Raw genomic sequence first — 4,492 nt, 5'->3', positions numbered from 1 at the left:
AGTGTATGGTATAATATCAGAGAGGAATCATATATAAAAGGGTTCAAATCCAAGTTTGTATATGTAATCCTTAATGGACAAAATTTCTTTAACTCCATTGATGATTATTAGACTATAAAATCAAAGTATGAAAAATCCCATTGAGGAATTAAACCTCACTGGATGCAAAAGTATCTGATTCCACTGATGAATGAAAATCCGAAATGGCGTTACGGTGAACCATACCATAAATAGGGTGCAGGACATCCGGTGGATGTCCGTTTTGCACCGACCGAAGCGGAGCGGAGACATTAAAACTTCAAAGATATAGAAAGCATAAGGAAGAGTGGCTGATTTGGCTGCTCTTTCAATCTTTTGCGCGAAGGCAAAGTGAAGATGCGTCGAGTTTGCTCGTAAGCATCTGAGCGCGCCCACGAACCTTGTATCTTTGATGCAAGGCTGCACAGAGATGTGGTTCTGGTGTAAACAGCAATGCTTACATTGCTGTAGGAAAACAGAGCCGCAATGGAAAATATACGAATGAATATATCTTTTGATGTGGTGAATAGAAGCAGTGGTAAGTGGTTACTTGTGATATGGTTGTTTCTGGTGAGGGATTGCATCTGTTTATAGGGAGATTTTGAAGGTGCATTGAGGAAAGTAATCTGCGTTATACCGGATGGTGTATGATAAGAGAGCGGGAAGGACAAGGTATAGTGCCCGAAGATTAGTTCCGGAGAGTGTTTATGTAGGAGGTAATTAGGGGAGGACAAATCACTAGATTTGATTGGAAAAAGATCATATTCATGATAAAATTACAATGGATGCCACCATAACGGTAGGCGGTTGGCCCTCTACAGAGGGACTGTGACCCTCTGATTACATAGAAACCTGAACGGGAATCAACGGAAAGGAGGGCTGAGCCTTATGAGTATTGTTGATTTTATTGCAGTAGTGAGTTTTGGCTTAACCTGCTTTGGATTAGGATATTCCTTTGGTAAGGATAACAATAAGACACAGAAATAGCCGCCCCGGTCCTGAGAAAACTGAGCGGCTTTTCTAAAGCTTAACATTTAGTATCGGCCAACCGTCTATCGGTGGCGTCTTTTCTATTAGTAATATAACATGATCGTTTCTTGATTTCAAGAATAACCTATATTCTACTGAAGGCTACTGATAAAATAATATGCCATTTAACCTGTATCTATCCATCTTTGAATAGATAGTTGTATGGAAATTGAATGCGTGATAGAATGCTATAAATGGAAATAGGCGTTGATCGTGCTTTAAGCGCGGGGCGTTTCTTGCCCAAAGGGCAGGAAGATGGACATAGAAAATATAGAACAAAGCGAAATTTGAAGTTAGGAGGTTTGAACATGATAACAGATACATTTGATAATAAATCGGAAGAAATAATTAAAGTTTGCCGCAGTGATAGTGCAATTAAGGTAGATGCTTGTATTCTCACTTTTTCGCATGTGATTTTAAAATATGTTTTAGAAACTTTCCAGTGCAAAAAAATTGGAGATTTATATTCTTCTAATGGTGCAAACCCTGTTTATGTATTTGAGTACGAAAATAGGTGTTTTGCTGTATATATGTCTTGTGTTGGGGCACCTGCTTGTGTGGCAGATATAGAAGATACTTTGTCAATTATTAACACGGATAAGTATGTTGTTTTTGGCGGTTCGGGATGCTTGAATAAAGACATTGCACGCGGAAAGGTTATGGTACCAACAGAGGCCTATCGGGACGAGGGAACTTCATACCATTATGTACCTGCTTCAGATTATATTACAATCAAAAATGCGGATGTGGTGGCGAAGTTTATGGAGACGGTTGGTTTGCCTTTTGTGAAAGGAAAAACTTGGACAACAGATGCGGTACACAGAGAAACCAGTGCAAATTTTGAAAAACACAAAGCAGATGGCTGTATTTCTGTTGAAATGGAATGTGCAGCTATACAAGCTATGTGTGATTATAGAGAACTTAATGCCTACTTCTTTTTTACTTGTGGTGATTTGTTAGATGCACCTAAGTGGGATGCAAGGATGAAGAAAAATCAAGTTAAGCATACGCAGCATGATTCAGAACATTTTGATATTGCTCTTGAGTTGGCTCGTTATATTGTGGAATAGAGAACTTGAAATATAAAAGGTAATGTTTCATCTTCAGCAACAGATGTGATGAGAAAAAGCGGAACATATGAGAATTGACCGAGCTCTTTAGAGCTAGGGATGCTTCTTGTCCGTAGGGCAAGAAGATGGAAACTGAAGTAAACTTAACAAATCGGTATTTGTCGATTTGTTAATTTCTAATTTTTAGTGATAGGGAGATACACAATGAATTGTTTGATTATAAAGGTACTCAGCATAAGTATTGCGGTAGTAACCGTAGTATACTTAATTATTTATAAAGGAAATACCATGATTACAAAGATATTTAGCGTGTGTATTATAGCAGCAATGGTAATATACTGGATTGTTTATGAAAGAAATACAAGAAAGCGAAAAAAACAGGAATTACAGCGTGATGACTATTTATTTGCGAAAGAAAACGATTTGCCGTTACAGATAAATTGGAATGAGATAAATGATTTTTTGTCAGATTCCGGATATGGTGTAAATATGCCAATGGAGAATTGGTTTATGATGGATTGGGCGAGACAGCCCTGTGTGGAGAATGGTATAAAAGAAGGAAAGTTTTCTATGAAAGGGTTTCGAGTGTTACAAGCTTTAAGCAACGATATGAAACACATTTTTTATGATGTGAGGTTTAATTATGACCGTGGTCCGGATATAGAAGATAAAAATAGGAAGTACGAAGCCGTAAAAAAGGTGTTGGATACAAAATACGCCGGTTTGTCAGAAGAAGTACGGAAGAATATATATGACCAATTTGTTAAGATATATGAAAGAAAAATCTAATTACAATACAAAGGAGGAAGCCGTTGAGTTTTTAGGGAATGAAACAAATTTTACATATGAAGAATGTTCTAAAGCCAACGATTTCCATATTAGACTAAATAAGAAAAATTAATATACAATTCCAGTTTGTTGAATTAAGAAAATCGAAATTTACGGAGGTAGCGATGGCTTTTGATTTTAAGAAAGAATACAAAGAATTTTATATGCCTAAAAATAAACCAGAGATTGTAATTGTTCCTAAAGCAAATTATATTGCAGTTAGAGGAAAAGGTGATCCAAATGACGAAGATGGAGCATATCAGCAGGCAATAAGTGTGTTATATGCTGTTGCGTATACTCTGAAAATGAGTTATAAAACAGATTACAAAATCAAAGGATTTTTTGAATATGTAGTTCCACCACTTGAGGGCTTCTGGTGGCAAGAAAATACAGATGGTGTAGATTATACGGATAAGTCTACATTTAACTGGATTTCCGTTATACGATTGCCTGATTTCATAACGAAAGAAGATTTCGAATGGGCAGTTGAAACCGCGACAAATAAGAAAAAGTTGGATTGTTCATCGGCAGAGTTTATGACTATTGAGGAAGGTGTGTGTGTTCAGATTATGCATTTAGGAGCATTTGATGATGAACCTGCGACTGTTGCGCTTATGGATGCGTATTTAGAACAGAATGGATATGTTAATGATATGAATGCAGAAAGATTACACCATGAAATATATCTGTCTGATGCGAGAAAGGTTACTCCAGAGAAATGGAAAACGGTTATTAGACATCCTATAAAGAAATTGTAAATTTCCTTGTTGTTGAGACTTATTTGAATTTATGGAGGAGAAAATGCTGGAAGTTAATTTTTATGATGAGGTAGATGACAGTTTATTAAAATTTGCTGTAATTATTTCTAAGGCTGATGGAAAATGGGTGTTTTGTAAACATAAAGAAAGAGATACTTATGAAATACCGGGCGGGCATAGAGAAGAAGGAGAATTGATCCTAGACACTGCAAAGCGCGAACTAAGAGAAGAAACGGGAGCAATTGATTTTAATATTAAGCCTATTTGCGTATATTCTGTCAAAGGGAAGACTAGAGTAAATAAAAATGAAAACGATGAATCCTACGGAATGTTATATGTTGCGGATATTTTTTTGCTTGAAGAAATTCACAGTGAAATAGAAAAAATTATTTTTACAGATGAGTTAGTGGATGATTGGACCTATCCATTGATTCAGCCCAAATTGATAGAAGAGGCACAGAAAAGAGGTTTTTTATAAAATTCTGTTTTGTAACTGAGATGAGAGTTTGGTAAATCGTTGTTTGGCGATTTGGGAAATCCCGATAAACAAATTTTAGGGAACAGAAACTTTGAATTCGTGGGGCGATAATTAATGGAAAAAATAAAACTAAAATTGTATGAATGGATAATATTCTTCCTATTACTAATTTTCTTGATTGGTTATATGGGTTTATTTTCGTTGATGTCTAATTACATATCAAAGACGATAATATATTTGGTAATATTATTTGTTTGGATTATGTATAATGGCCTCATAAATTAAGACACTGAAAGCGACATTTCTTAATG

General features: G+C 35.8%; 4 protein-coding genes. All 4 read left to right on the top strand.

The window, feature by feature from the left end:
- Positions 1-1,241 precede the first annotated feature (1,241 nt).
- The 4 genes from DXB73_RS14240 (at position 1,242) to DXB73_RS14225 (ending at position 4,181) form a co-directional block, all read left to right on the top strand.
- Positions 1,242-2,117, top strand: a complete 876-nt coding sequence (locus DXB73_RS14240) for a nucleoside phosphorylase (RefSeq protein WP_118691568.1) — start codon at positions 1,242-1,244, stop codon at positions 2,115-2,117.
- Positions 2,118-2,321: 204 nt separating this feature from the next.
- Complete coding sequence (locus DXB73_RS14235) at positions 2,322-2,906, top strand: hypothetical protein (protein ID WP_118691567.1); 585 nt, start codon at positions 2,322-2,324, stop codon at positions 2,904-2,906.
- 164 nt (positions 2,907-3,070) lie between these two features.
- The gene (locus DXB73_RS14230; RefSeq protein WP_118691566.1) at positions 3,071-3,703 is read left to right on the top strand and encodes a GyrI-like domain-containing protein; all 633 of its coding nucleotides are present in this window, start codon (positions 3,071-3,073) and stop codon (positions 3,701-3,703) included.
- Positions 3,704-3,746: 43 nt separating this feature from the next.
- Positions 3,747-4,181, top strand: coding sequence for an NUDIX domain-containing protein (locus tag DXB73_RS14225; RefSeq protein ID WP_118691565.1), 435 nt, complete (start codon positions 3,747-3,749; stop codon positions 4,179-4,181).
- Positions 4,182-4,492 lie beyond the last annotated feature (311 nt).

Source organism: Clostridium sp. OM05-6BH, from assembly GCF_003481635.1.
Taxonomy (GTDB): domain Bacteria; phylum Bacillota; class Clostridia; order Lachnospirales; family Lachnospiraceae; genus Butyribacter.
This window is presented reverse-complemented; position numbering and strand designations above follow the sequence as displayed.